The organism is Bradyrhizobium macuxiense (assembly GCF_001542415.1).
Classification (GTDB): domain Bacteria; phylum Pseudomonadota; class Alphaproteobacteria; order Rhizobiales; family Xanthobacteraceae; genus Bradyrhizobium; species Bradyrhizobium macuxiense.
Genome location: NZ_LNCU01000120.1, coordinates 208,480 through 230,967 on the forward strand (window position 1 = coordinate 208,480; position 22,488 = coordinate 230,967).

The 22,488-nt window shown below is 64.4% G+C and carries 20 protein-coding genes and 3 pseudogenes; 13 read left to right on the plus strand and 10 right to left on the minus strand.

What is annotated here, in order from left to right; genetic code table 11:
- Positions 1-56 precede the first annotated feature (56 nt).
- Together ppa and AS156_RS37785 are read right to left on the minus strand one after the other, a co-directional pair.
- Entirely contained in the window at positions 57-590 is a 534-nt protein-coding gene (gene ppa / locus AS156_RS37780; protein ID WP_066515143.1) for an inorganic diphosphatase, read from the minus strand.
- A 165-nt stretch (positions 591-755) separates the two neighbouring features.
- The gene (locus tag AS156_RS37785) at positions 756-1,265 is read right to left on the minus strand and encodes a GNAT family N-acetyltransferase (RefSeq protein WP_066515244.1); all 510 of its coding nucleotides are present in this window, start codon (positions 1,263-1,265) and stop codon (positions 756-758) included.
- 380 nt (positions 1,266-1,645) lie between these two features.
- Here AS156_RS37785 and AS156_RS41585 point away from each other — a divergent pair.
- Together AS156_RS41585 and AS156_RS37790 are read left to right on the plus strand one after the other, a co-directional pair.
- Positions 1,646-1,780, plus strand: a pseudogene (locus AS156_RS41585) (DUF2269 family protein); the annotation flags it as partial.
- A gap of 96 nt (positions 1,781-1,876) precedes the next feature.
- Entirely contained in the window at positions 1,877-2,284 is a 408-nt protein-coding gene (locus AS156_RS37790; protein WP_066515247.1) for a thiol-disulfide oxidoreductase DCC family protein, read from the plus strand.
- A gap of 98 nt (positions 2,285-2,382) precedes the next feature.
- On the opposite strand, the gene AS156_RS37795 is transcribed toward AS156_RS37790, so the two are convergent.
- On the minus strand, positions 2,383-3,627 hold the full coding sequence (locus tag AS156_RS37795; protein WP_066515145.1) for a flavin monoamine oxidase family protein: 1,245 nt from the start codon (positions 3,625-3,627) through the stop codon (positions 2,383-2,385).
- A 180-nt stretch (positions 3,628-3,807) separates the two neighbouring features.
- Positions 3,808-5,634: a translational GTPase TypA gene (typA, locus tag AS156_RS37800; RefSeq protein ID WP_066515147.1), complete on the minus strand. Its 1,827-nt coding sequence runs from the start codon at positions 5,632-5,634 to the stop codon at positions 3,808-3,810.
- Between the two features lie 435 nt (positions 5,635-6,069).
- Here typA and AS156_RS37805 point away from each other — a divergent pair, with 435 nt between their 5' ends.
- Positions 6,070-7,221 carry a hypothetical protein gene (locus AS156_RS37805; protein ID WP_066515149.1) on the plus strand — a complete coding sequence of 384 codons (1,152 nt, stop codon included), beginning with the start codon at positions 6,070-6,072 and terminating at the stop codon, positions 7,219-7,221.
- Between the two features lie 63 nt (positions 7,222-7,284).
- Here AS156_RS37805 and AS156_RS37810 read toward each other — a convergent pair whose 3' ends face one another.
- The 3 genes from AS156_RS37810 to AS156_RS37820 form a co-directional block, all read right to left on the minus strand.
- Entirely contained in the window at positions 7,285-8,193 is a 909-nt protein-coding gene (locus tag AS156_RS37810) for an N-acetylmuramoyl-L-alanine amidase family protein (protein WP_430641842.1), read from the minus strand.
- Positions 8,194-8,433: 240 nt separating this feature from the next.
- Positions 8,434-9,996: an alkaline phosphatase D family protein gene (locus AS156_RS37815; RefSeq protein WP_066515152.1), complete on the minus strand. Its 1,563-nt coding sequence runs from the start codon at positions 9,994-9,996 to the stop codon at positions 8,434-8,436.
- A gap of 341 nt (positions 9,997-10,337) precedes the next feature.
- Positions 10,338-11,684: a TAXI family TRAP transporter solute-binding subunit gene (locus AS156_RS37820; protein ID WP_066515252.1), complete on the minus strand. Its 1,347-nt coding sequence runs from the start codon at positions 11,682-11,684 to the stop codon at positions 10,338-10,340.
- 265 nt (positions 11,685-11,949) lie between these two features.
- Between AS156_RS37820 and AS156_RS37825 the strand changes: the two genes are divergently transcribed.
- Positions 11,950-12,255, plus strand: coding sequence for a 4a-hydroxytetrahydrobiopterin dehydratase (locus AS156_RS37825; RefSeq protein WP_066515154.1), 306 nt, complete (start codon positions 11,950-11,952; stop codon positions 12,253-12,255).
- 117 nt (positions 12,256-12,372) lie between these two features.
- Positions 12,373-12,750: a YkvA family protein gene (locus tag AS156_RS37830; protein WP_066515156.1), complete on the plus strand. Its 378-nt coding sequence runs from the start codon at positions 12,373-12,375 to the stop codon at positions 12,748-12,750.
- A gap of 119 nt (positions 12,751-12,869) precedes the next feature.
- Here the strand turns inward: AS156_RS37830 and AS156_RS37835 are convergent, their stop codons facing one another.
- Positions 12,870-13,850 carry an NADPH:quinone oxidoreductase family protein gene (locus AS156_RS37835; RefSeq protein WP_066515159.1) on the minus strand — a complete coding sequence of 327 codons (981 nt, stop codon included), beginning with the start codon at positions 13,848-13,850 and terminating at the stop codon, positions 12,870-12,872.
- Positions 13,851-13,940: 90 nt separating this feature from the next.
- Here AS156_RS37835 and AS156_RS37840 point away from each other — a divergent pair, with 90 nt between their 5' ends.
- From AS156_RS37840 to argG, 7 genes and pseudogenes are all read left to right on the plus strand, one after another.
- On the plus strand, positions 13,941-14,780 hold the full coding sequence (locus AS156_RS37840; RefSeq protein ID WP_066515161.1) for an SDR family oxidoreductase: 840 nt from the start codon (positions 13,941-13,943) through the stop codon (positions 14,778-14,780).
- A 145-nt stretch (positions 14,781-14,925) separates the two neighbouring features.
- A pseudogene (locus AS156_RS46205) lies at positions 14,926-15,046 on the plus strand (invasion associated locus B family protein); the annotation flags it as partial.
- Position 15,047: 1 nt separating this feature from the next.
- A pseudogene (locus AS156_RS45455) lies at positions 15,048-15,513 on the plus strand (invasion associated locus B family protein); the annotation flags it as partial.
- A 181-nt stretch (positions 15,514-15,694) separates the two neighbouring features.
- A complete protein-coding gene (rlmN, locus tag AS156_RS37850) occupies positions 15,695-16,909 on the plus strand; it encodes a dual-specificity RNA methyltransferase RlmN (protein ID WP_066515163.1) in 1,215 nt (404 codons plus the stop codon).
- A 53-nt stretch (positions 16,910-16,962) separates the two neighbouring features.
- Positions 16,963-17,448, plus strand: coding sequence for a hypothetical protein (locus AS156_RS37855; RefSeq protein WP_066515165.1), 486 nt, complete (start codon positions 16,963-16,965; stop codon positions 17,446-17,448).
- 39 nt (positions 17,449-17,487) lie between these two features.
- Positions 17,488-18,270: a phosphatase PAP2 family protein gene (locus AS156_RS37860; protein WP_066515167.1), complete on the plus strand. Its 783-nt coding sequence runs from the start codon at positions 17,488-17,490 to the stop codon at positions 18,268-18,270.
- Positions 18,271-18,403: 133 nt separating this feature from the next.
- Positions 18,404-19,741 carry an argininosuccinate synthase gene (argG, locus tag AS156_RS37865; RefSeq protein ID WP_066515169.1) on the plus strand — a complete coding sequence of 446 codons (1,338 nt, stop codon included), beginning with the start codon at positions 18,404-18,406 and terminating at the stop codon, positions 19,739-19,741.
- Positions 19,742-19,862: 121 nt separating this feature from the next.
- On the opposite strand, the gene AS156_RS37870 is transcribed toward argG, so the two are convergent.
- On the minus strand, positions 19,863-20,498 hold the full coding sequence (locus AS156_RS37870) for a TetR/AcrR family transcriptional regulator (RefSeq protein WP_066515171.1): 636 nt from the start codon (positions 20,496-20,498) through the stop codon (positions 19,863-19,865).
- Between the two features lie 96 nt (positions 20,499-20,594).
- Here AS156_RS37870 and AS156_RS37875 point away from each other — a divergent pair, with 96 nt between their 5' ends.
- Complete coding sequence (locus AS156_RS37875; RefSeq protein ID WP_066515173.1) at positions 20,595-20,960, plus strand: nuclear transport factor 2 family protein; 366 nt, start codon at positions 20,595-20,597, stop codon at positions 20,958-20,960.
- A 322-nt stretch (positions 20,961-21,282) separates the two neighbouring features.
- On the opposite strand, the gene AS156_RS37880 is transcribed toward AS156_RS37875, so the two are convergent.
- Positions 21,283-22,488, minus strand: a 1,206-nt coding sequence (locus AS156_RS37880) for an OmpA family protein (RefSeq protein ID WP_245313241.1), incomplete at its 5' end; no start/stop codon positions are given.

Below are 22,488 nucleotides of genomic sequence, written 5' to 3' on the forward strand. Positions count from 1 at the left end.
GTGTGATGGATTGCTTCGCTTCGCTCGCAATGACAGGAGGACTCTGCGATCCTCGCCTACTTTTTCTTCTTCGCCCGCTCAATTCCTTCCAGGATCAGCTTGCAGGCTTCGTCGGCGTCGCCCCAGCGCAGCACCTTCACCCACTTGCCCTTCTCGAGATCCTTGTAGTGCTCGAAGAAGTGCTGGATCTGCTGCAGCGTGATGTCGGGGAGGTCGCTGAAGCTCTTCACCTTGTCGTAGCGCTGGGTCAGCTTCGATGACGGCACCGCGATGATCTTCTCGTCGCCGCCGGCCTCGTCTTCCATCAGCAGCACGCCGACCGGGCGCACGCTCATCACCGCACCCGGGATGATCGCGCGGGTGTTGATGACCAGCACGTCGCAGGGATCGCCGTCGTTGGACAGCGTGTGCGGGATGAAGCCGTAATTGCCGGGATAGCGCATCGGCGTGTAGAGGAAGCGGTCCACCACCAGCGTGCCGGCCTCCTTGTCCATCTCGTATTTGATCGGCTCGCCGCCCACGGGCACTTCGATGATGACGTTGACGTCGTGGGGCGGATTCTTTCCGGTCGATATGGCGTCGATACGCATGGATTGCTCCGCGTGGTCTTTGGAAGTTGAGAACGGTGTGATTTTCTTGTTTGGCGCTATCAGGGCGCGAAAGCGGCGTGAACCCGGACTTGTGGCCGGGCAGGCCTTCGCACGAAGCGCTCAGGCTGCTTTAGCCTTGCTGCAGCTGCGAGAGAAGCAGGATTTTCAGTTCGCCCAGGCGAAAGCGACCTTGTCGAGCGACTTCGGCCCGAACCGCTCGGAGGAGCGCGCCACCATGCGGCCGCCCAGCGCGCGATAGAACTCGGTTGCCCCCTCGTTGTCGGAGAGCGCCCAGATCACCATGGTCTTCAGGCCGCTTTGGATGAGATCGCGGCGCGCGGCGGTGAACAGGCGTCGGCCGAAGCCGAGGCCCTGGAATTCAGGCCGCAGATAGAGCTCGTAGATCTCGCCTTCGAAGTGCAGGCTGCGGGCGCGGTTGCGGCCGTAATTGGCATAGCCGGCGATCCTGTCGCCGAACACCAGAACGCTGACGCGGCTGCCCTTGCGGATCGCGCTGTCCCACCACTGCGGGCCGCGACGATTGACCAGCTTTTCGAGTTCGGCGCCCGGGATGATACCCTGATACGCCGAGCGCCAGGCTTCGTCATGCGTAGACGCCACCGCAGCCGCATCTGCAGCTTTGGCCGCCCTGACCTCGATCAGCGTTGTGCTCATGGTGTAATCAAAGCAAGTCAGGCGGCCGCCTTCAAGGTCCATAGTTAATTATCGGTTAACGTGTGCGCTTTTTGCATCAGTGTCATGAAAACTTGTCTCGAAAGAGGACAGGACGCCGACGCAAGCGGCCGATTTCGCTGCTCCATGACAAGGCCAGACGCGACGGCGGTGTATTGTGACAATGTCGATGCCTGGAAAGCGCCGCCGGACTGATTCGACACCGGTATTTTGCAAGGGAATCCCGCCGTGACGCGGTTACGCCGGCTCGCCGACGCCGCCCTCGCCGGGCCCAGTGCGAGCGCGGATTTCCGCACGTGTCCGGCCCGCGGCAGCGCAGGTTGCCGGCCGAATGCGCCGCGCGGTGTTGCGAGCGGAAAACGATGACGCTCTACTTTCTGGTCAAATATCTCCATGTGCTCGGCGCCATCGTGATCCTCGGCACCGGGACCGGCATCGCTTTCTTCATGCTGATGGCGCATCGCTCACACGATGCCGCCTTTATCGCGCGTACTGCGCGACCTGGTCGCTTTGCTCGTTCTGGATAGTCGATAGCGTTTTCAAGCGAAGTGGGAACCGGTTCGCGTGAAGAAGACGCGTCAAAGGAAACCAAGATGATCACCTGGCCCGACGACGACGTGATCCTCTACGATGGCGTCTGCATCTTCTGCTCGCGCTGGGTCCGCTTCGTCATCGCGCGTGACACCGCGCGCCGCTTTCGCTTCACGCCGATCCAGTCGGAGTATGGCTCGCGGCTGGCCAAGGCGTTCGGCATCGACCCTGATGATCCCGACACCAACGCCGTGGTCCATGGTGGCGTCGCATACATGAAATCGGACGCTGCGCTGACGGTGCTGAGCCATCTGCCGGGATGGGCTTGGACGCGCGTGCTGTTCGCGGTCCCAAAGCCGCTGCGCGACGCAGTCTATAGCGTGATCGCACGTAATCGCTACCGGATCTTCGGGAAATACGAGACGTGCTTTCTGCCCGACGCTGAGATGCGGGCGAGGGTGTTGGAATAGCTGCACCGTCATTGCGAGGAGCGGAGCGACGAAGCAATCCATGCATCCGCGTGTGCGGGCCGATGGATTGCTTCGCTCCGCTCGCAATGACGGTGTGGCTACTTCCGCAATGCCGCCAACACTTCCCGCGCCGCCCTCTCTCCACTGTCCCGCGCCCCATGCGCAGTCGAGAAGAAATGCGGCGAGGTCGCTTCGCCCGCGAAGAACAGGCGGCCGTCGACCGGCGCGGCCAGCACGGCGCGCTTGTCGGCGTGGCCGGGCAACGCGTGCGAATAGGAGCCGCGCGCGAACGGATCATGCGACCAGCGGGATTCGCTGAGCGGCTTCAGCTTGCGGCGAAAATCATTGCCGAGGAAGGAGACGATCTCGTCGATGCTGTGCACGGCGATGGCGCCGTCGCCGGCGTCCTCGAGCTGTTGCGCGAATCGGCCGCCGAAGAAGCCTTCGATGCAGGGCTGGCCGAACGGGCGGATGTGATAGGTGCCCATCTCGGTGCGCATCGTGGCGCCGCGTAGATTGCCTTCCTTCGGCAACGCGTCGGGATCGGCGAGCGCCAGCGTCACCTTGTCGGCGAGGCCGAGCGGCAGGCCGCGCGCGGCATCGACCTTGCCGGGCAGCGCCGGCGAGAAGCGGATCGTTTCGTCGGCGATCAGGTTGGTCGGCACGGTGACGATCACCTTGTCCGCTTCAATGATGCCGCGCGAGGTCGCGATGCGGACGCGCTTTCCCGAGTGATCGATCAGCTTGACGGCGCAGTTCAGCGCGACCGGCACCAGCGCGCCATAGGCCGCGATCAGCGCGCCATAGCCGCGCCGCACCCGCCAATTGATGTCGGTGTCCTCATAGGCGTCGATGTCGAGGATCGAGGCCTGGTCGAGCTCGCAGCCGTTCACATAGGTCGAGATCGCATCGATCATCGGATTCCAGCGGTTGCCGGGTTCGAGATAGATGTTGGCAGGGGCGTCCTTGCCGTCCTGTGCGGCTTGTTCGATGCGGTCGTAGAATTCGTCGAGCGCAAGCATGAACGCATCGCGATCGGCCTGCGGGAATGCCTTGCCGTAGGCGCGTTCACGCCACGGCGGCAGGTCCCTGTTGATTTCGAATCCAAGCTGCTGGGCGATGCCGACAAAACTGTTCTGGTCGGCGGAATGCAGCCAGCCGCAGCCGACGTCGAACACCACGTCGGGTCCGGCCTGGATCGTATGCGCCCTCCCGCCGAGGCGATCGCGGGCTTCCAGCACCATCGTGGAGAGGCCGGAATCCTTCAGCGCATGTGCGGCGCCGAGACCCGCGGCGCCCGCGCCGATAACGGTGACATCGACTGTGGAGGGAAGGGAACTCATGCCCCGGCTCTAGCACGTTCGGAAGCGCGCCTAAAGTCAACACGCGCATAACTGTCATCACCCGCGCATGCGCATGCGGGTGATCCGGTATTCCAGAGACAGTCGTTGTTGAACCGATGAGTCGCGGCGTACTGGGTGCCCCGGTCAAGCCGGGGCACGACAGAGGACTTACGCCACCGCTTACGCGACGGCTTCCTTGGCCTTTTCCGCGCGCTTGCGCTCGTTCGGGTCGAGATGCTTCTTGCGCAGGCGGATCGACTTCGGCGTCACCTCGACGAGCTCGTCGTCCTCGATATAGGCCAGCGCCTTTTCCAGCGTCATCTTGATCGGCGGGGTCAGGCGCACCGCCTCGTCCTTCGAGGTGGTGCGGATGTTGGTGAGCTGCTTGCCCTTGAGCACGTTGATCTCGAGATCGTTGTCGCGGGTGTGCTCGCCGACGATCATGCCCTTGTAGACCTTCCAGCCCGGCTCGATCATCATCGGGCCGCGATCTTCCAGCTTGAACATCGCATAGGCCACCGCCTCGCCCTGGTCGTTCGAGATCAGCACGCCGTTGCGGCGGCCCTGGATCTCGCCCTTGTAGGGGGCATAGCCGTGGAAGATGCGGTTCATGATCGCGGTGCCGCGGGTGTCGGTGAGCAGTTCGCCCTGGTAGCCGATCAGGCCGCGGGTCGGCGCGTAGAACACCAGCCGCAGGCGGTTGCCGCCGGACGGGCGCATCTCGATCATCTCGGCCTTGCGCTCGCTCATCTTCTGCACGACGACGCCGGAATGCTCCTCGTCGACGTCGATCACGACCTCCTCGATCGGCTCCTGCCAGCCGCCGGTGGTCTCGTCCTTCTGCAGCACGACGCGCGGACGCGACACCGAGAGCTCGAAGCCCTCGCGGCGCATGGTCTCGATCAGGATCGCGAGCTGCAATTCGCCGCGGCCGGAGACCTCCATCGAATCCTTGTCGGCGGCCTCGACGACGCGCAGCGCGACGTTGCCTTCGGCCTCGCGCATCAGGCGGTCGCGGATCATGCGGCTCGTGACCTTGTCGCCTTCGGTGCCGGCGAGCGGCGAGTTGTTGACGATGAACGACATCGACACGGTCGGCGGATCGATCGGCTGTGCCGGCAGCGGCGTCTCGACGCTGGGATCGCAGAAGGTGTCTGCGACGGTGCCCTTGGTGAGGCCCGCGATCGCGACGATGTCGCCGGCCTCGGCCTCATCGAGCGGGGTGCGCTCGAGGCCGCGGAAGGCGAGGATCTTGGTCAGACGGCCGCTTTCGATCAGCTTGCCGTCCGCGGCCAGCACCTTGACCTGCTGGTTCGGCTTGATGCTGCCGGACGAGATGCGGCCGGTGATGATGCGGCCGAGATAGGGGTTGGCTTCGAGGATGGTGCCGATCATGCGGAACGGACCTTCCTCAACCTTCGGCGGCTCGACATGGCGCACGATCAGGTCGAACAGCGGCTGCATGCCGAGGTCCTTCGGACCCTCCGGGCTCTCGGCCATCCAGCCCTGCTTGGCCGATCCGTAAAGGATCGGGAAGTCGAGCTGCTCCTCGCTGGCATCGAGCGCCGCGAACAGGTCGAACACCTCGTTGATGACTTCCGTCGGGCGCGCGTCGGGGCGGTCGACCTTGTTGATCACGACGATCGGCTTCAGGCCGATCTTCAGCGCCTTCGAGACCACGAACTTGGTCTGCGGCAGCGGGCCTTCGGCGGCGTCGACCAGCACCAGCGCGCCGTCCACCATGTTGAGGATGCGCTCCACCTCCCCGCCGAAATCGGCATGGCCGGGGGTGTCGACGATGTTGACGCGGATGTCCTTCCACTGCACCGAGGCGGCCTTGGCCAGGATGGTGATGCCGCGCTCACGCTCCAAATCGTTGGAGTCCATGGCGCGCTCGGTCACCTTCTGGTTTTCGCGGAAGGTGCCGGATTGTTGCAGCAGGCGGTCGACGAGGGTGGTCTTGCCGTGGTCGACGTGGGCGATGATGGCGACGTTACGAAGGTTCATGGCTCTTCTTCTGGTCGTGCATAGGGTCGTGAGCGCGATCTCGCCGGACCATCGGGGCCGGCCGCTCGCAGACGTAGCCCATCCGGGCCCGGATCACGCTCATACCTAAGAAATTTGACGGGGACGCATCACCCCAAAAAGGAAGCCCGGCCAATGGACCGGGCACCTACTGCGTTGCGGCGCAATATAGTCAGAAATCGCCAAAAAACAATGATTTGTTGGCGGTTCGGGTGACCGAATTTCGGGCCGGAACCGTGGATTTTGCGGGCGCTCCGGCGCGATTTTGGCCGGAGCGCTGCCGCCAGGTGTCGGAACCACGATCGCACCGCGCCTGGGTTAGCTGCGGCCGGTGGGGCTTCCACCTCGCGGGCGGCGCGTTCGTCGAGTACCGTCCAACGTCGAATCCGGCAAAGCTCAGGCATCGTGGAAGCCGTCATGCCGATCAGGAAATTTGCCGTCGCACGCGCAGCGACGTTGTCTCTCGGGCTGCTCCACACGCCGCCGGTCGCAACGGTTGCGATCGTCGGCGTAGCGGCGTCGCTGGCCTTGGTCGCCATCGTGTCTCCAGCCATGGCGGAGCCGGTCGCACTCACGAGCAAGCAATCGGACGCACTCAGGACCTACGAGAACGCCCTGAAAGACTTCGAGTCGATCCTGCGCCAGCGCCGCGCGCAGATCGATTCGCATCAGCCGCTGCCCGATCTACCGGGACAGGCCATCTACCTTGCCCGCGTCGAAATGATGAGCGCGTACAAGGATCTCACCGACGCGCTTCCGTCCAGAATCGGAAAGCCCAACAGATTCGGAATTCCTCCGGCATATTTCGACGCCGCCAACGAGCCGCTGTTCGACGAGTACCGAAAACTCTTCGACGTCATGGAGGCGCCGCCCGCCAACGCGCAACGATCGGATACCCCATTCAAGGACGTCGCCGACCTGGGGACGGCAATTGCGCGAGCCAAAGGTCTCGATGCTGCGAATGCCGCTGCCGCGGGCCGCATCAGCCTCGGTCTTTTCTTTGCCGAGACGAGCGGCAAGCAGAATGCCGGAAATGCGCGCTCGAACACCTACAAGGGCAGTCTGCAGACCGGTCCGTCCGAGGATCGCAACGGTCGAAGGAAGTGGGCCGCCATCAAGCAATCAATCGCAGCGCTCGATCCTGTGCTGAGCCGTCGCGACGACAAGGAGGAAGCGCGGATCGGCAATCTGGATCATCGGCTCAATCACTGGACAGCCGTGCGGGACGCCCTCATGAATGCACACGCGGATATCTTCCCGGAGGTCCCGGCGATCCTCAAAGCCCTGCCTGACCCGATCGATCAGATGAAGGTCTTTGAGCTGATCCAGATCATTCCCACACCGACCAGATCCGCACTCAAGTCGGGCAACCTCGTCGGCTACCGAATTTCCGATGCCAGGATCATGCGATATTTGCGGAACAACAGCATCTTCGCTTACGGCCACGCCGACAGGGCGAAAACTTCTGCAACCTTCCGCGAAATCCTCGATGCGATGTGGCTCTTCAACGGCAAGTTCGAACAAGCGCGCGCGAAATTCGCGGAGATCAAGGCGGGCAAGCAGGAATGACATCGGCAGGTGCCGATCCGATCGCGTGTCGACCGGATGCTCGGGCTGCGCGTCACAGGGCGATCAGAGCGGACCGAGGATGGCCTGTCGCGGTTCGCAGAATTCCTTGACGGCGGCCACCACGGCGCTGCCGATCATGTTCTGCCGTTCCGGCGAGTCCATCTCGAGCTCCTCGTCCCGATTGATGATCGAGCCTGCTTCCAGCAGCACGGCGGGCATCCGGGCTTTTCTCAACACGATGAGCTCGTCATAGCTGTAGACGCCGGTTTCCTTGTCGAGCAGCGGGTGCTGGTCGCGACCCATGATGGGCTGCGTGTATTGTTCGGCATAGTGAAGCCCGTCCGCTTTCAATTCCTTGCCGATCAGTTCGGCGAATGAGAGGCTCGTCTTGAAGTCCGGATTGTCGTGGGAGACGAAGACGGAATACCCGCTGAACCGGTCGCTGTAATGGCTCTTCTTGCCCTCGAACTCCCAGTCCTCGAGCAATTTGTTGGGCACGGAGTCGTGGTGGATCGAGAGCAAGAGGTCCGCGTCCAGGCCGTTGGCGGCGGCTACTCGTTTGAAGAGGCTGGGTCTGGCCTTGCCCTCGGTCACAAGCAGTCTGGTTTCGGTGAAGCCTTCGGTCTTCAACTTCTCCTCGATCAGCCGCGCAAGGCGAAGGTTGAAGACGAACTCGGCAACATTGCGAGCGCTCATCGCGCCTTCGGATTCGGCCGTATGTCCCACGTCGAGAACCAGCCTGAAGGTCGCGGGATCGCAAGGTGTCGAGGCCGGCTTGAGAGCGGAGCGGGGCAGGATGGCTGGTCCCAAGGCGGCGAGCCGTGTGCGGTGGGGCTTCGCCGCGGCTCTGTGTCTCGCGAGCCTTGCCGGCCTTGCAGACTTCGCGTGCTTTGGCGCTGCAGTGTGCTTTGACGGGAACTTGAAGAAATCCGGCAGCCAGCGGGCATCGCTGACCTCGATCGGCAGCAGCACGAACGCTGCTATCGCGACGATAACGAACCGTCGAGGCCGAAATCCCGCAACGATGTCACCGAGCGCACGAACGGACTCGCAGCGCCTCATGCTCCTGCCCCTCCGGGCCCCCAGCATAATGGCTCCGACATCGATACCGGAAGAGGCCGGTAACGTCTATCCCCGGTCAATCGCGGTGCCCCTGGCCTTGGGCCAAGGAGCGCGACGAAAGGGGACGGTTCCGCAGTGGATGCGGCCGGACTACACCGGCTTCGGATCGAGCGTGATCGACCACAGTTCGGCGTCGGCGCGGTCGCGCAGGGCCACCGTCATCTGTCCGCTCTTGCCGTCGATCTTGACGTGACCGAAGAACTGCATGCCGGCCGACGGCGGCAGGTTCTGGTTCGCTTCGCCCGGCGCCTTCACGAACTTCACTTCCGGGCCGAACGTGTTGTCGAGCTCGTTCGGGCCGAACGTGCCGGCATGCAGCGGACCGGAGACGAATTCCCAGAACGGATCGAACTCCTGGAACTGCGCCTTGTTCGGGTTGTAGTAGTGCGCAGCGGCGTAGTGCACGTCGGCGGTCAGCCACACCGTGTTGACGACGCCTGATGTCTTGATGAAGCGCAGGATATCGGCAATCTCGAGCTCGCGGCCGCGCGCCGGGCCGTCACCCTGGGAGAAGGCTTCCGAGCCCTTCTTGTTGGCCGCATCGTCATAGACGATCAGCGAGAGCGGCATGTCGGAGGCGATCACCTTCCAGGTGGCGCGCGAGTTGAGCAGGCCGCGCTTCAACCACGCGAGCTGGTCGGGCCCGATGAAATAGGCGTCGGGGCCGTAGCTCTCCTGCAGGTTCGGGCCGTTCGGGCCGCGATAGCTGCGCTCGTCGAGCATGAAGACGTCGAGGTGGGGGCCGTAGCTCAGCGTGCGATAGACGCGGCCCGGCTCGACGATGCTCTCGCGCATCGGATACATCTCGTGGAAGGCCTGGGCAGCACGCGCCGCAAGCAGCGTGATGTCGCGAACCTTGTAGGCGGCCGGTAGCTGCTTCGACAGCGACCAGTTGTTGGTCACCTCGTGGTCGTCCCACTGCACGAAGATCGGCACCTCGGCATTGAAGGCCCGCACATTGTCGTCGAGGAAATTGTACTTGTGCGCGGCGCGATACTCGTCGAGCGTCTCGGCGACCTTGGCCTTCTCCGGGACCGTGATGTTCTTCCAGAGCTTGCCGTCCGGAAGCTTCACTTCCGAGGTTATCACGCCGTCGGCATAGATGGTGTCGCCGGAATGCAGCAGGAAGTCCGGCCTATGCTTCTTCATCGCGGCGAAGGTGACCATGCCACCGTCATCGGGATTGATGCCCCAGCCCTGGCCGGCAACGTCGCCGCCCCAGACGAAGGAGACGTCGCGGCGATCGCTCGGCGCGGTGCGGAAGCGGCCGACCACCGGCTCGCCGGCAATATCGATATGGGAAAGATCGCGGAAGCGGACGCGATAGAAGATGTCCTGGCCCGACGGCAGGTTCTCCAGCAGCATCTTGGCGGTGAAGTCGCTTTCCGGCAGCGCCGCGATCGGCGGCAGCGTGCGCGCATCCTTGAACGATTCCGTGGTCGCGACTTCGACCATCATCTGCGCCGGGCGGTCAGTCCGGGCCCACACCACGCCGCCATCGACGCCTACATCGCCGGACTGCACGCCATGGGTGACCGCCGGCCGGTCGGCGGCGCGGGACAAATAAGGCATCGCAATGAGGCCTGCCCCGGTCGCAGCCGCAGATGAAAGAAAGCGCCGGCGGGAAATCTTGCGTGAGAACCGGATCGTCATGGGGGCCTCCAGGAACAGAACGCGACACTGCGCCGCAAGCGTGCACAGACCTAGAAAAGTTCTATGACGGAGAGATTACAGGCGACCGAAGGCCGAGAGACATTGGTGTGCGGAAACTTCGGTTCGCGCTTTGTAAGGTGAGCGCTCATGCCGGGCTCCCTCTCCTGCTCGCGGGGGAGAGAGGGGTGGGGGGTGTCGCCGCAAATTGGAGCCTTCGTTTGGAAAGACCCCACCCGCCGCGCTCTGGCGCGCAAGAGCGCTGCCGAGCGCGTCGGCCTAAGAGCGAGCTTGGCCGTCTCGACCCCGCAAGCCGGAGAGACGAAGGGAGCTCGCGGATGGACCTACGCCGAACCCGCCGCGCGGAACTGCGTTGCGGCGCGCTGCAGATTCTGCGGCATGCTCATCAAGAGTGCCTTGCGATCGGCGACCGCGTTGTGGAACTGCTCGAGCGCGATGTTGAATGCGGTCAGCGTACCCTCTTCGATCGCGCCATGCTCGAAGCAGACCAGCGTATCGCGCAGGATCTCGTCGGCTTCCGACTGCATCTGGTCGAGCTCGTCGGTGGAGTCGCTGCGGCGCGCGGCCTTCAGCATCTCCAGCAGCCGATCGCGCTGCGAGGTGTTGGTATTGCGTTCGTCCTGCTTGAGATAGCCGGCGAACCACGCTCCGGCCGAGCCCATCGCCGACAGCGCCATCAGGCTCCACCAGATGTAGTCGCTGTAGCGGTCGAGGAAGGTCTTTTCCTCGCCGTCGACGAAGGCGGCGGCACCGGGATGCACCGGGATGACGGCGTCCTTGTCGGTATCGGGTGTCTCGATCTTGGCCGCCAGCGGAAAGTCGCTCTTGAGCGACTGCCGGATCGAGAACAATTGCCGCGTGAACGCCGCCACCGTCGATTCCGACAGGCCTTTGCGGGCGACGATGTGATGCGAGAAGCTGATCGTCTTGACCTCGTCGTCGGGCCGTTCGGCGGAGCCGAGCGAGCCGGCGGGGATTTCCGCGGCTTCATAGGCCGGATGGTTCTGCGCGATCGCCTCGGAGGCGTCGATGGGCAGGAAGGTCGGTTCGTTGCCCTCGTGGGCCGATGCCGCGATCGCATCGATCGTGATCTTGCTGTTGGCGGGACCTGCGGCGAGATAGGCGTCGGCCTTCTGGTTGCGGATCGCCTCGACGGCTTCATTGACCGGGAACTGGACGATGTCGACCTTCATCGGGTCGACGCCATATTGCAGCAGAATCATCTTCAGCAGATTGACGTTGGCCTGGGTGCGGCCGACGACGCCGATCTTGCGACCGGCGAGCTGCGCGATCTTGGTGATCTTCGGAGCCTTCCGGCGTTTGCCCTTCGCCGTGGGCGGAACCCACATCACCACGATGTTCTTGCGCAGCGTCGCGACGGCTTGTGCGTTCTTCGGCACCTCGAGATCGCCGCGGATGATGGCGAGGTCGGCCTTGCCGTCGGCGAGTGTCTGCGCGCTCGCCGGTGCGCCGTCGGTCTGCACCGGGCGAAGCTTGACCTGGCTATGCTGCTGGTTGTTGAAGGCCTGCGCCAGCGTCTGCACGAGCTTGAGGTCCTCGCTGTTGGGCGGGCCGACCGCGATGCGCAACGTCACGGGGCGCACCGCGAAATAATAGCCTGCGGTCAGCGTGCCGACGATGGCCAGTACACCCGCGATCAAAACGAACATCAGCCGCTGCCGCGCGGTACGGCGCGGCTTGGGCAATATGTCGGCGGGGCCGTTGGTCATCGATCTCGCAAATAAACGTCTGGGGCTCAAAAGTGCCAGCGCGCATACACGCGCGAATTGTAGCAAAATCCGCAGCCGGCTGACGTTACATCTCCGTCATGGTTACCAGCGGCAATAGGACGCGATTTCGGCCTTAATTTTGGCGTGGATCCCATCCCGCGGGCCGGTTGTTAGGCTAAGGTTGGAGCCAAACAGGAGGGGTGCCATGGTGGAGTTGCTGTCTACGGAAGCAAGGAAGGCCGCGCTCTGGGAATTGGCCGGCTGGGCAGAGATGCCAGGCCGCGAGGCCATCACGAAGACCTTCGTATTCAAGGACTTCAACGAAGCATTCGGCTTCATGGCCCGTGTCGCTTTGGTCGCGGAGAAGAACGATCATCACCCGGAATGGAAGAACGTCTACAAGACGGTCGAGGTCGTGCTGGCGACCCACGAGGTCGGCGGGGTGACCAAGCGCGACATAGACCTCGCCAAGGCCATGAACGCGATGGCAAGGCAACTCGGGGTCAGCTGACCTCATCAGCACCTCGCGGTGAGGAGGCCCGGCGCGGAACCTTGCGTCAGTCGCCCCACATCCCCAGATTCGCAGCGGCCGCCGCCGGACTGTTGCGCGGCATCGAGGAACCTGGCGATGGCAACGACTGAACACAGCGTGGGATTTGAGCCTGCCGACCGGCTGGCGCAGGACCGCGAAAGCGTGCGTCGTCGCTTCTGGATCAAGTTCAAGAAGGTGGTGGCGCGGCTGCCTTTCGCAGAAGATCTGCTCGCCGCCTATTACTGCGCCTTCGACCGCGAGACACCGCGCCATGTGCAGGCGACCCTGCTCGGCGCGATCGCTTATTTCATCCTGCCGTTCGACTTCATTCCCGACATGCTGCCGGTGCTCGGTTTCACCGATGATGCCGCAGTCCTCGCAACCGCGATCCGCCTGGTGGCAAGCCACATCACGCCCGAGCATCGCGACGCCGCACGCGCCGCACTGAAGCGGGCAACGCTGAACGAGGCGTGAGCGCTGCTAGCCTCGAAGGATGCACGGCCCGGTCCCGGGCCGTCGTGCTTCGAGACGGCCGCTGCGCGGCCTCCTCAGCATGACGGTGATACTGAGACGCGCACGGATATCTGGCGCACTCAGCTTCCCGGATGCAGGATCACTTTGCCCATCGCCTTGCGGCCGGCGAGCACCTTGAGGGCTTCAGCGGTCTGCGACAGCGGGAAGGTGCGGTCGACATGCGAGGAGATCTTGCCCTCCGCGGTCCACTGCACGAGCTTCTCGAGGTTCTTGCGGTTCTTCTCCGGATTCTGCCGCGCCCATGCGCCCCAGAACACGCCGCGGATATCGCAACCCTTCAGCAGTGCGAGGTTGAGCGGGATCTTCGGGATCTCGCCGGCCGCAAAGCCGATGACCAGGAAGCGGCCTTCCCACGCGGTCGAGCGCAGCGCGGCTTCGGCGTAAGAACCGCCGACCGGATCAAACACGATGTCGGCGCCCTTGCCGCCGGTCAGCTTGCGCAGGCCTTCCTTCAGATCCTCTGTCGCGTAGTTCAGCGTCAGCTCGGCGCCGTGCTGCTTGGCGAATGCGAGCTTCTCGTCCGACGAGGCGCAGGCGATCACCTTCAGGCCCATCAACTTGCCGAGTTCGCACGCCGCAAGTCCGGTGCCGCCGGCAGCGCCGAGCACCGCGAGCGTCTCGCCCGGCTTCGGGCTCGCGCGATCTTCCAGCGCATGCAGCGCGGTACCGTAGATGATGATGATGCCGGCAGCGCGGTCATAGTCGAGATTGTCGGGGATCTTCACGATCGTATTCGCGGGCAACGCGATCTTGTCGCGCGCGCCGTTGTGGCCGCAGGACGCGACGACGCGATCGCCGGGCTTGAGATCGGTGACGCCTGCACCGACGCTCTCGATCACGCCGGCGACCTCAGCGGCCGGTGAGAACGGGAACGGCGGCTTGATCTGGTACTTGCCCTGGATCATCAGGATGTCGAAGAAGTTCAGCGCCGCCGCCTTGATCGCGATCACGGCCTCGCCGGGACCGGCCACGGGATCCGGCACGTCAGCCAGCACGAGATCGTCGGGTTGACAGTATTGCGAGCAGAGGATGGCTTTCATGGACACACCTGATTTTCGGACGCACAAAGAGGCTGAAAGCTTCATGCCGGATTTGAGGCAAAGCGACAATACAATGCGGAGGATCAAACTATGTTTGAAAAAGGCCTGCTGGCGAAAAAACGCATCCTGATCACCGGCGGCGGCTCCGGCCTCGGCGCTGCCATGGGCCACCGCTTTGCCGAGCTTGGCGCCGAACTGATCATTTGCGGACGGAGGCTGGAATTGCTGGAGGAAACCGCAACGAAATTCCGCAGCGAATTCGGCGGTAAAGTCTCCACCGCGCGATGCGACATTCGCGATGGCGCCGCGGTCGAGGCGATGATGGACCAGATCTGGCGGGAAGCGCCGATCGACATACTCGTCAACAATGCTGCCGCAACCTTCATCGCGCAGAGTGAACATCTGTCATTCCGTGCGGCGGACGCGATCCTTGCGCCGACGCTGCATGGCACGATGTACTGCACGCTCGCCGCCGGCCGCCGCTGGATCGAAGGCAAGCACAAGGGCGTGGTGCTCTCGATTCTCTCGACCTCGACCATCACCGGCCGCGCCTTCACCGTGCCATCGTCGATGGCCAAGACCGCGGTACTGGCGATGACCAAGAGCCTCGCGGTCGAATGGGGTCCGAAGGGCATCCGCACGGTGGCGATCGCGCCTGGTGCGTTCCCGACCCCGGGTGCGACTGGACAGTTGCGTCCCGAGGGCCGCGGCGAGACCTGGGCGCATCGCAATCCGCTCGGCCGCGCAGGCGAGCATTCAGAGCTCGCCAACCTTGCGAGCTTCCTGATCTCCGATCAGGCCGGCTACATCAATGGCGAGATGGTGGTGCAGGACGGCGGCTCTCACTTGCGCAGTTCCGGCGCCGAGGACCTGCTGCAATGGACCGACGAGCAGTGGGAAAAGCAGCGCGCGGCGCGCGCCAAGGGATAACAAGGGATAACACGCCATGTGGACGTCGCGGCGCTCGTGTCGCGGCGTATCCGCCTTCCCAAAAAACCGTTTCCCGGTTATCCATCCGAGCCGGCGGACGGGGAATCGCCGGGCCATCTTCCAGTCACAATGATGGGGGAACCAATTGGCCGTGCGGCAGATTCTGACATCATTGGTTGCCGGGGGCGTGGCATGCGCGATCATCTCGCTTGCGCCGGTGCAGGCTGCGCCGAGGAGGGAGGCCGCCAAGCCCGCGGCGTCGCCAGNGGCTGCCGCAGGCGGCGCGGAACCGACACTGATCGGCCAGTTCGGCACCTGGGGCGCCTATACGGCATCGCCGAACGGCAAGAAGGTCTGCTTCGCGCTGGCCAAGCCGTCGTCGTCGAAGACCAACCCGCCGAACAGGCCGCGCGATCCGGCCTACGCCTTCGTCTCGACCCGCCCGGCGGAAAAGGTCGTCAACGAGGTCTCGGTCATGATCGGCTATTCGGTGAAGCCGGGCTCCGAATCGACGCTCCAGGTCGGCGGCGGTACTTATGCGATGTACACGCAGGGCGACGGCCTCTGGATCAAGAACGCTGCTGAGGAGGAGCGGATGGTGGAAGCCATGCGCAAATCGGGTGAGGCGACGGTGAAGGCCATCTCGGCCAAGGGCACCGAGACGACCGATACGTTCTCGCTGAAGGGCCTGTCGCAGGCGCTCGACCGGCTGGCGCAGGATTGCCGGCGCTAAAGCGTTTTCGAGCGAAGTGGACACCGGTTCGCGTGAAGAAAACGCGTCAAAACAAAGAATCTAGAGCTTCGGTTCTGATTCAATCAGAACCGATAAGGCGCTAGGCCGGCGTTCGAGAAGACGCAAAATCGAGGTATTTGGTGGCTTTCCAGCACCGGCTGGAAGGCCTATTTGAGGTTTCATGACCGACACCCTGACCACCCAAGCCGTGCCCGGCGCCAGTGCGCTGGTCGAAAAGGTTCCGCTTGAGACCTATGTGCCGCCGGCCAGGCCGTCGCTGATCGGGCTGTCGCGGGCCGAGATCGCCGATCGCCTCGGCGAGATCGGGATACAGGCCTCGCAGCGCAAGATGCGCACCCAGCAGCTCTGGCACTGGATGTATTTCCGCGGCGCCAAGACCTTCGCCGAGATGACCAACGTCTCGAAGGACATGCGTGCCGAGCTCGAGAAGCATTTTACCGTCGACCGTCCCGAGGTCGTCGCCGAGCAGATCTCCAACGACGGCACGCGCAAATGGCTGCTGCGGCTGCCGAGCGGTGACAAGGTCGAGCGGCCGCACGAGGTCGAGTGCGTCTACATCCCCGAGACCGATCGCGGCACGCTGTGCGTCTCCTCGCAGGTCGGCTGCACGCTGAACTGCGCGTTCTGCCACACCGGCACGCAGCGGCTGGTGCGCAACCTCACCGCCGGCGAGATCGTCGGCCAGGTGATGGTGGCGCGCGACCGACTCAACGATTGGGCCGATCGCGAGGACGGATCGCGCCGCGTCACCAACATCGTGATGATGGGGATGGGCGAGCCGCTCTATAATTTCGATGCGGTGCGCGATGCGCTCTTGATCGTCGGCGACAATGAAGGCATCGGCATTTCCCGCCGCCGCATCACGCTGTCGACCTCGGGCGTGGTGCCGAACATCAAGCGCACCGGCGAGGAGATCGGCGTGATGCTGGCGATCTCGCTGCATGCGGTGCGTGACGAGCTGCGCAACGAGCTGGTGCCGCTCAACCGCAAATATCCGATCGCCGAACTCTTGCAGGCCTGCCGCGATTATCCCGGCGCGTCGAACGCGCGGCGCATCACCTTCGAATATGTGATGCTCAAGGGCGTCAACGATTCGCTCGATGATGCGAGACTCCTGGTGAAGCTGCTCAAGGGCATCCCGGCCAAGATCAATCTCATTCCGTTCAATCCGTGGCCGGGCACAGCCTATGAATGCTCGGACTGGGAGCAGATCGAGAAATTCTCCGAATACATCTTCAACGCCGGCTATTCCTCGCCGGTGCGCACGCCGCGCGGCCGCGACATTCTCGCCGCCTGCGGCCAGCTCAAGTCGGAAACCGAAAAGCTCTCCGCGCGCGAGCGCCAGGCGCTGCGCGCGATGGCGATGACGGATTGAGGACGCACGTGCGTGCTTCGTCGCTTCGCTCCTCGCAATGACAGGGAACCAACATGGCGCTAATTGGTCGCCTGTTCGTCGTCGCCTTTGCCTTCCTGATGGCCTGCTTTGTGGCAGGCATCATCGTGGTCGGCGCGGTGCTCTATCCCGAGATCAGCGATTTCGGCGCCGAGATCGACCAGAGCACGATCAACATCGTGCTCGGCTTCGGCTTCATCTTCATTTCCGGTTTCGCGCTGCTGCCGGCGCTGATCATCGTGCTGATCACCGAGGCCTTCTATATCAGGAGCGTGCTCGCCTATGCCGTCGGCGGCGCGCTGGTCGGCGCGGCCTGCTATCTTGGCCTTGTCCCGTTCGATCCCGATACCATGCAGTTCCATGGCATCGTGCACCGGCACATGCAGATCATGACCGGCGCCGGCATCGTCGCGGGCCTGGTCTACTGGCTGATCGCCGGCCGCACCGCCGGCGCGTGGCGCGAACCGCCGCGCCCGCTGCGGCCGCCGCCGCTGCCGTCGCAATCTCCGCCGCAGCCGTGAAGCTTCCCATGCCGCATCGCCTCGGCTAAACCGCGCGCCATGAACCGGACCGGACTCGTCATCGCGCTTGGGCTTGCGCTCGTCATCGGCCTCGTGTTCGGGATCTATCCCGAGCTCGACTTGAAACTGGCGGCGCTGTTCTACGACGGCGCGCAGAAAACCTTCCCGTTGAAGGCCGACGGGCTCGCGGCGTTCGCGCGCGATGCGGCGATGTGGATTGCCTGGGCGCTGGTGCTGCCGGCGATCGTCGCTGTTGTGGTGAAATTCATCCGGCCGGACCGGCCGATGCTGATGTCGCCCCGCGCGGCGGTGTTCCTGCTTGTCACGATGCTGCTCTCCGCCGGCGTGCTCACCAATTTCACCTTCAAGAGCTATTGGGGCCGGCCGCGCCCGGTGGCGGTGACCGAGTTCAACGGCGAGCATCCCTTCGTCGCGTGGTGGGATCCGCGCGGCGCCTGCCCGCGCAACTGCTCATTCTTCTCCGGCGAGGGCGCGACCGCGTTCTGGACCTACGCACCGGCCGCGCTGGCGCCGCCCGCCTGGCGGCCGCTCGCCTATGTCGGGGCCACCGTGTTCGGCGTCGTCACCAGCGGCTTGCGAATGGCCTTCGGCGGCCATTTCTTCACCGACGTCGCCATTGCCGGCCTGGTGTCCTTCCTGGTGATCTGGCTGACCTACGCCCTGATCTACCGCTGGGCCGCCACGCGCCTCACTGACGAGCAGGTCGATGCAGCACTGACCCGGCTCGCTATGCCCGGCTACCGGCTGATGCAGCGCTGGCGCCGGACCGGCCCGGCCGAATCCAGCCGGCATGAGGCCTGATTAAAGGCGTGCCCAGCCTTCCGAAATTTGATATTCGCCACCCGAGCATGATCCGGAAAAGTGGACGCCGGTTTTCCGAAAGGATCATGCTCAAGACAGAAACATCACCGATTTTGACCGATTGGACCGTTCCATGAGCACGATTCTGAAAAGCCTGCCCACCGGCGAGAAAGTCGGCATCGCGTTCTCGGGCGGGCTCGACACCTCGGCGGCGCTGCTCTGGATGAAGCTGAAAGGCGCCAAGGTCTTCGCCTACACCGCCAATCTCGGTCAACCCGACGAGGCCGACTACGACGCGATCCCGCGCAAGGCGATGGACTTCGGCGCCGAGAAGGCCCGCCTGGTCGATTGCCGCAGGCAGCTGGTCCATGAAGGCATCGCCGCGATCCAGTCCGGGGCCTTCCACATCTCGACCGGCGGCATCACCTATTTCAACACCACCCCGCTCGGCCGCGCTGTCACCGGCACGATGCTGGTCGCCGCCATGCAGGAGGATGGCGTCAACATCTGGGGCGACGGCTCGACCTTCAAGGGCAACGATATCGAGCGCTTCTATCGCTACGGCCTGCTGACCAATCCGTCCTTACGCATCTACAAGCCCTGGCTCGACCAGCAGTTCATCGACGAGCTCGGCGGCCGCGCCGAAATGTCGGCGTTCATGACGGCGCACGGCTTCGCCTACAAGATGAGCGCCGAGAAGGCCTATTCGACCGACAGCAATCTGCTGGGCGCCACGCATGAGGCGAAGGATCTCGAGCAGCTCAACAGCGGCATCACCATCGTCAATCCGATCATGGGCGTGCCGTTCTGGCGCGCCGATTGCGATGTGAAGGCGGAGAAGGTCGTCGTGCGTTTCGAGGAGGGCCAGCCGGTCGCGCTGAACGGCAAGACGTTTGCCGATCCGGTCGCGCTGTTCCTCGAGGCCAATGCGATCGGCGGCCGCCACGGTCTCGGCATGAGCGACCAGATCGAGAACCGCATCATCGAGGCCAAGAGCCGCGGCATCTACGAGGCGCCCGGCATGGCGCTGCTGCACATCGCCTATGAGCGGATGGTCACCGGCATCCACAACGAGGATACGATCGAGCAGTACCGCATCAGCGGCATGCGGCTCGGCCGTCTGCTCTACCAGGGCCGCTGGTTCGATTCACAGGCGCTGATGCTGCGCGAGACCGCGCAGCGCTGGGTGGCGCGCGCCGTCACCGGCGAAGTGACGCTCGAGCTGCGCCGCGGCAACGACTATTCGATCCTGAACACCGAGAGCCCGAACCTGACCTATGCGCCGGAGCGGCTCAGCATGGAGAAGGTCGAGGACGCACCGTTCACGCCGGCCGACCGCATCGGCCAGCTCACGATGCGCAACCTCGATATCGCCGACACCCGCGCCAAGCTCGGGCTCTACGGCAAGACCGGCCTGCTTTCGAGCGGCGACGGCTCGCAGATGTTTCGGCTTGAGAACGACAAGGACTAGTATCGCGAGCGGCCGATACAAACTCGCTGTCGTCCCGGGCTTGACCCGGGACCCATAACCACGACCGTCAATTGTCGTGCAACGCTGCGGCCGCGGCCTTCGTGACAACTCCACCCTGCGGTTATGGGTCCCGGCTTTCGCCGGGACGACGCGCGGAGGGATTTGTGTCCGACCTCATCCTGAGCGCATCCAGCAGCGAACGGAACGCGCGCGCGTAGTCGGTGCCGGCCTTGCCGATGTCGGGTCCGCCGGACACCGCAACCGCAGCTTCCGTCACCGCACCGAGCAACAGCCGCGCCAACGGCTCGATCGGCTGCTTCGCGATCACGCCGGCCTCCATCGCCGCAGCCAGCGCGTGCGGAAACTTGCCGCCGAAATGTTTGGCGTCGATCTCGCGCCAGCGCTCCCAGCCGAGCACGGCGGGGCCGTCGCGCAGGATGATCTGGCCGGTCGGGCCCTTCGAGCACGCCGCGAAATAGCCTTGCGTTCCTGCCGCCATCGCGGCGAGCGGATCGTTCTCGGCACGCGAGATGCGATCGAGATCGGCGACGAGGTCGATCGAGACCTGCTCGAACACTGCCTCGAACACCGCCTCCTTGGTCGCGAAGTGATGATAAATCGCGCCCTTGGCGACGCGCGCTCCGGCTGCGATGTCGTCCATCGTCGTCGCCACAAAGCCGCGTTCGCCGAAGATGCGCCGCGCCGCCTTGATGATCGAAGCCCTGGTTTTCTCGCGCCGTTCGGCCTGCGTTGCCATGCCTACTGTCTAGCGCAGTTCCATCGGCAAGCCAATTGACTTTCCGACTCCTGGTCGGTAAATATCGACCATCAGTCGGTAAATAGGGAGATCCTCATGCCTTCGCTCAAGACCCTGCAAGCCTTCGCCGATACCGTGGAATCCAACGACCATGTCGGCGCGATCACGAATTTCTACGCCGCCGATGCCCGCACCCAGGAGAATGACGGCGAATGGCGCGTCGGCCGCGAGGCGCTCGCCGCGCGCGAGGCCGCGGTGCTGGCGCAGGTCGCCAGCGTCAAGACCACGCGGCTCGGACCGCTGCTCGTCGACGGCGATCGCGCCGCGATCTGCTGGCGGTTCGAGTTCACCGGCAAGGACGGCAAGGTCCGCAGCATGGAGGAGGTCGCCTGGCAGACCTGGCGCGGCGACGAATTGATCGAGGAGCGCTTCTTCTACGATCCGCAGCAGATGGCGCGGTGAGGCCGCCGGGCCAGGGAACACCAACCTCCCCTTGAAAAGGGGGAGGTCGCTTTGCTCGTCAGAGCAAAGCGGGTGGGGATCGGCTCTCTCCGCTTGCAGCAGCGCCCGCGGCTGACCCCCATCCCGACCTTCCCCCTTTCAGGGGGAAGGGGAAGACAGATCTGTTGCCCGGATGTAGTGCAGGGCTTTCACTGCGCGAGCGGCAGCAGGCGGGGTCGCGGAGAGACCTTCACCCGCAGCGCAGTCTCGATGCGATGTCCCCTCGCAAACAGAAATGGCCGGGATCGCTCCCGGCCATCTGCATTCCCGATATCCCGCCCCCTTACTGCGGCGGAGCGGCCGAGGCCGTGCCGCCATTGAGCAGCGGGGTGATACGGCGGACGGTGACGCGCCGGTTGATGCGGCTCGGTCCGTCGGTCTGCTCCTTGAGGTACTGCGAGCCGTAACCCTGCGAGGTCAGGTTCTCGGCCGGCACACCGAACTGCTGTGTCAGCAATTCGGCCGCGGATTGCGCGCGGCGATCCGACAGCGACAGATTGTCGGTGTCGTTGCCGACCGCGTCGGTGTGACCCTCGATCAGGAACACCTCGCGCGGGTTGCGCTGGATCGCGCGGTTGAGGCCGTCGGCGATCACCTGCAGCTTCGCAGCCTGGTCAGGCGGGATGGCCCATGATCCCGTGTCGAAGTTGATGGTGTTGACGTCGATCGACGGCATCAACATGCGAACGTTCGGGCTGTAGCGGATCTCCTCGAGCGAATAACGTCGCTGGATCCGGTCCACCGGCGGCGCTTCCATGGTGTCGTAGATCACGTCGGGCGACGCGTCCTCCGCACTGACGATGTAGCGATCGTACGGGATATTCACCACCGGCGGCGGCGCGTCGACATAGAAGCCGCCGATCGCCTGCGGATCGCGATAGCTGTTGTCGATGATCACGAGCTCGCGCCCGCCGCGATCCCTGCGGATTCGCCGCAGCAACTGGCCGTCCGGACCGACCACGGTGATGATCTCGCTGCCGTCGGGACGGACCACGATGGTGCGGGTTTCGCGGCCGACCGTTTCGGTGCGGATGTCGCGCGCGCCATAGCGGAAGCGATACAGATCGTCGCCGCGAACGTACTCCTGCCCGCTCGGATCGCGGATGATGATGCGGTCCGGTTCGGTATAGATTGTGCGGCCGTCTTCGACGACCTCCTGACGCTGGTTGTGCAGGTCCGCGATGGTCGCGCCGACCACGGCGCCGGCCACGAAGCCCGCACCGACAGCGAGCGGGGTCAGGTTACGCCGCGGCGGTGCCGGCAGCGGTGCCGAGACGGCTGGCGCGGCCCGGAAGGCCGGTGCAACCGTCGGCGGGGCGTACTGCGCCCGGCCGGGCGGCGGGGTGGCGGCCGGCGAGCCCGGAACGACGGTCGGTGCCGCGGGTCCTCCGGGAAGCGGAGGCCGGGCCGGAGCGCCTGCTTGCGGATTGGCCGGTGCGGTCGGCAACGCGCCGGGCCGGCCCGGAGGCGTTGTGGCGCCTGCGGCGGG

Excerpts from the sequence above, each read along its gene's own strand:
- ppa (WP_066515143.1), bottom strand. The coding sequence starts at position 590 with ATGCGTATCGACGCCATATCGACCGGAAAGAATCCGCCCCACGACGTC.
- AS156_RS37785 (WP_066515244.1), bottom strand. The coding sequence starts at position 1,265 with ATGAGCACAACGCTGATCGAGGTCAGGGCGGCCAAAGCTGCAGATGCG.
- AS156_RS37790 (WP_066515247.1), top strand. The coding sequence starts at position 1,877 with ATGATCACCTGGCCCGACGACGACGTGATCCTCTACGATGGCGTCTGC.
- AS156_RS37795 (WP_066515145.1), bottom strand. The coding sequence starts at position 3,627 with ATGAGTTCCCTTCCCTCCACAGTCGATGTCACCGTTATCGGCGCGGGC.
- typA (WP_066515147.1), bottom strand. The coding sequence starts at position 5,634 with ATGAACCTTCGTAACGTCGCCATCATCGCCCACGTCGACCACGGCAAG.
- AS156_RS37805 (WP_066515149.1), top strand. The coding sequence starts at position 6,070 with ATGCCGATCAGGAAATTTGCCGTCGCACGCGCAGCGACGTTGTCTCTC.
- AS156_RS37815 (WP_066515152.1), bottom strand. The coding sequence starts at position 9,996 with ATGACGATCCGGTTCTCACGCAAGATTTCCCGCCGGCGCTTTCTTTCA.
- AS156_RS37820 (WP_066515252.1), bottom strand. The coding sequence starts at position 11,684 with ATGTTCGTTTTGATCGCGGGTGTACTGGCCATCGTCGGCACGCTGACC.
- AS156_RS37825 (WP_066515154.1), top strand. The coding sequence starts at position 11,950 with ATGGTGGAGTTGCTGTCTACGGAAGCAAGGAAGGCCGCGCTCTGGGAA.
- AS156_RS37830 (WP_066515156.1), top strand. The coding sequence starts at position 12,373 with ATGGCAACGACTGAACACAGCGTGGGATTTGAGCCTGCCGACCGGCTG.
- AS156_RS37835 (WP_066515159.1), bottom strand. The coding sequence starts at position 13,850 with ATGAAAGCCATCCTCTGCTCGCAATACTGTCAACCCGACGATCTCGTG.
- AS156_RS37840 (WP_066515161.1), top strand. The coding sequence starts at position 13,941 with ATGTTTGAAAAAGGCCTGCTGGCGAAAAAACGCATCCTGATCACCGGC.
- rlmN (WP_066515163.1), top strand. The coding sequence starts at position 15,695 with ATGACCGACACCCTGACCACCCAAGCCGTGCCCGGCGCCAGTGCGCTG.
- AS156_RS37855 (WP_066515165.1), top strand. The coding sequence starts at position 16,963 with ATGGCGCTAATTGGTCGCCTGTTCGTCGTCGCCTTTGCCTTCCTGATG.
- AS156_RS37860 (WP_066515167.1), top strand. The coding sequence starts at position 17,488 with ATGAACCGGACCGGACTCGTCATCGCGCTTGGGCTTGCGCTCGTCATC.
- argG (WP_066515169.1), top strand. The coding sequence starts at position 18,404 with ATGAGCACGATTCTGAAAAGCCTGCCCACCGGCGAGAAAGTCGGCATC.
- AS156_RS37870 (WP_066515171.1), bottom strand. The coding sequence starts at position 20,498 with ATGGCAACGCAGGCCGAACGGCGCGAGAAAACCAGGGCTTCGATCATC.
- AS156_RS37875 (WP_066515173.1), top strand. The coding sequence starts at position 20,595 with ATGCCTTCGCTCAAGACCCTGCAAGCCTTCGCCGATACCGTGGAATCC.